Origin of the sequence: Thomasclavelia sp. (assembly GCF_047249845.1) — a bacterium.
Taxonomy (GTDB): Bacteria; Bacillota_I; Bacilli_A; order Erysipelotrichales; family Coprobacillaceae; genus Thomasclavelia.
On sequence record NZ_JBKTWO010000103.1, the window covers coordinates 1 to 3,532 of the forward strand.

At 30.1% G+C, this 3,532-nt stretch carries 3 protein-coding genes; all 3 read left to right on the top strand.

All coding sequences use genetic code 11. The features are described 5' to 3' along the window. The coding region (locus tag ACLR9T_RS13550) for a glycine--tRNA ligase (protein WP_413110032.1) at nt 1–747 on the top strand (747 nt) is incomplete at its 5' end. Between the two features lie 15 nt (nt 748–762). Next, nucleotides 763–2,520, top strand: a complete 1,758-nt coding sequence (dnaG, locus tag ACLR9T_RS13555) for a DNA primase (RefSeq protein WP_413110033.1) — start codon at nt 763–765, stop codon at nt 2,518–2,520. A gap of 3 nt (nt 2,521–2,523) precedes the next feature. After that, nucleotides 2,524–3,532 (top strand): sigma-70 family RNA polymerase sigma factor (locus tag ACLR9T_RS13560; RefSeq protein ID WP_413110034.1); only part of this gene is annotated, 1,009 nt, incomplete at its 3' end.

Sequence of the window (3,532 nt, forward strand, 5' to 3'; positions counted from 1 at the left end):
ATTTTTAGAATGCGTGAATTTGAACAAATGGAATTAGAATTTTTCTGTAAACCAGGTACTGATTTAGAATGGTTTGAATATTGGAAAGAGTATTGTAAACAATTCTTAAAAGATTTAGGTTTAAAAGAAGAAAATTTACGTTTTAGAGACCATGAAAAAGAAGAATTATCATTTTATTCAAAAGGAACATGTGATGTTGAATATAATTTCCCATTTGGTTGGGGTGAGTTATGGGGTATTGCTGATCGTACTGATTATGATTTGACGCAACATCAAAATCATTCAAAAAAATCATTAGAGTATTTAGATCCAACAACTAATGAAAAGTATATTCCTTATGTAATTGAACCATCTGTTGGAGCAGATCGTTTATTCTTATCTGTACTATGTGATAGTTATGAAGAAGAATTACTAGAAGATGGAGAAACTAGAATTGTAATGAAATTGCATCCAGCTATAGCACCATATAAAGTTGCTATTTTACCATTAACTAAAAAACAAAGTGAAAAAGCTACTGAAATCTATAGTATGTTAGCTAAATATTTTAGTTGTGAATATGATGTTGCTGGACAAATTGGTAAACGATATCGTCGCCAGGATGCAATTGGAACTCCATATTGTATAACTGTAGATTTTGATACGATGGAAGATAATGCAGTTACAGTACGTGATCGTGATACAATGGAACAAGTTAGGTTACCAATTGATGAATTAGTGAATTATCTTAATAAGAAAGTCACATTCTAATAAGGAGGAGTATTAATGCCAAGGTTATCAGCAGAAAAAATTAATGAGATCCGACAGAGTGTTGATATTGTTGATGTCATTGGCAATTATCTTTCGTTACAAAAAAAAGGTCGTAATTATGTTTCTCTTTGTCCATTTCATGATGATAGCCATCCTTCGATGTCGATCTCACCTGAAAGACAGATATATATGTGTTTTGTTTGTCATAATGGAGGAAATGTTTTTACGTTTTTAAAAAATTATTTAAAGATTCCTTATATTGAAGCAGTCAAAATGGTCGCTTCAATGGGAAATGTAGATATCAGTGAATATAATCTTGAAAAAAGAGTTCAGCCTGTTGACCAAAAACTTGAGCCATTATACAAAATGCATGATGAAGCAAATAAAATATATAATCATTATTTAAATACTAAATTAGCAATTGAAGCAAAAGAATATTTAACTAAACGAAAAATAACTGATGAAATTATTGAGATGTTTGAAATTGGATATGCACCTAGCAATAATATTCTATTAAAGGCATTTGAGAAAATGGATTTTAATAAAGTATCAATGTATGAATCTGGATTAATAATTGAATCAAATGTGGGATATGATCGTTTTAGTAATCGAATCATGTTTCCTTTACATGATGTAAATGGGCGAGTTGTCGGTTTTAGTGGAAGAATATATCAAAAAAGTCAAAATGAATCTAAATATATGAATTCCCCTGAATCTGATATATTTATAAAAGGAGAAACATTATATAATTATCATCGTGTTATTGAAGAGACAAGACAAGCAGGTTTTGTGATTATTAATGAGGGATTCATGGATGTTATTGCCTTGTATAAAGCAGGAATAAAAAATGCTGTTGCAATTATGGGAACTGCTTTAACTAAAGGTCATATATCACTCTTAAAACGTCTCAGCAAGACAGTTTATTTATGCCTTGATGGTGACCAGGCGGGTAAGAATGCGACAATTAAAAGTATTGATATCTTATTACAGGAAGGTTTTACGGTAAAGGTTATTGATTTACCAGAAAATTTAGATCCAGATGAATTTTTAGATAAAAAAGGTACTGATGAATTAGTATCATTAATTAAAAATCCACTTTCATCTTTAGATTTTAAAATGAATTATTACTATGAAATGGCTAATATGGATAATTATGAGGAGCGTAAAAAATATTTAGAGACAATTGCAAAAGAAATAAGTAATCTTACAGATATGATCGATCAAGATTATTATATCCTGCAGTTAGAAAAAAAATCTGGTTTTTCAAAAGAAACAATTACAAGATTAATCAGTAATAAATCTATTTCTAAAATAGAACAGGTTAATCCAAATAACTATATTCCATATCAAAAAAGTGTTCGCTTAATTGATAAGTATGTAAGAGCGGAACGTGATTTATTATACTACATGATGAATGATAAAAATGTCGCAATGATGTATGAGGCAAAAGCAGGTTTTATGTTTAATGATACTTATCGTATTATTGCTTCATATATAGTTGATTATTATCGTCAGGAAGTAGTTTTAGAAGTTGCCGATTTGATTAGTAGTATTGAAGATGAAAATCTTGTTAAAAATATAGTGGAGATATCACAATTAGAGTTGCCAGAATTACAAGATAGTAAAGCAATAGAAGATTATATTGGGATAATTAAAGAAAAAACAGTAAAAATTAAAATAGAAGAGTTAACTAAAGCTTTAAAGGATACATTTGATCCTAAACAAAAAGCACAGATATTAAAAGAAATCATAGCATTAAAAGATAAGGAGTAAAGTATGAAGAAGAAAAATGTTGTAGGAGTATCGTTTGATGATTTAAAGAAAATAGTCTTAGATGATGCAAAAAAAGGTGATGGAATTCTAACACAAGATCAAATTGATAATTATTTGTCTACTTATGATTTAAATGATGAACTTGCGGAAGAATTATTAGAATTTATAGGGAATAATGATATTATTATTTCTGATGATGGATTAGATGATTTAGATGTTGAAGATGATTTATTATTGGCAGGTGTACCAGCTGATTTAGATGTGGATCTTGATTTAGATGATGATCTAGGTTTAGATGATGATACTCCTGATTTAGATTTTGCTGGTGATTTCGATATGATGACTGGAGATACACTACATATGTATCAAGTTGCAGATGCTGATGCTGAATTGGATCAAAATCAATTAGGCAGCAATGTTAAGATCAATGATCCTGTAAAAATGTATCTAAAAGAAATTGGTAGAGTTGAATTATTATCACATGATGAAGAAATTGATTTGGCGAAAAAGATCTTAGAGGGTGATGAAGTTGCTAAAAAGGAACTTGCTGCTGCTAATTTACGTTTAGTTGTATCAATAGCTAAAAGGTATGTTGGTCGTGGAATGTTATTTTTGGATTTGATTCAAGAAGGAAATATGGGATTGATCAAGGCTGTTGAAAAATTTGATTATACCAAAGGGTTTAAGTTTTCAACATATGCTACCTGGTGGATTCGTCAGGCAATTACTAGAGCTATAGCTGATCAGGCTAGAACAATTCGTATTCCAGTACATATGGTAGAAACAATCAATAAATTAACTAGAATTCAACGCCAGTTGATTCAGGAATTAGGTCGTGAACCAAGTGCTGAAGAAATTGCTGAAAAAATGGATGGAATGACACCTGAGAAAGTTCGAGAAATCCAAAAGATCTCTTTAGAGCCAGTTTCTTTAGAAACACCAATCGGAGAAGAAGATGATTCTCCTTTAGGTGTTTTTATTGAAGATGAAGGAGCAATGTCTCCTGATGATT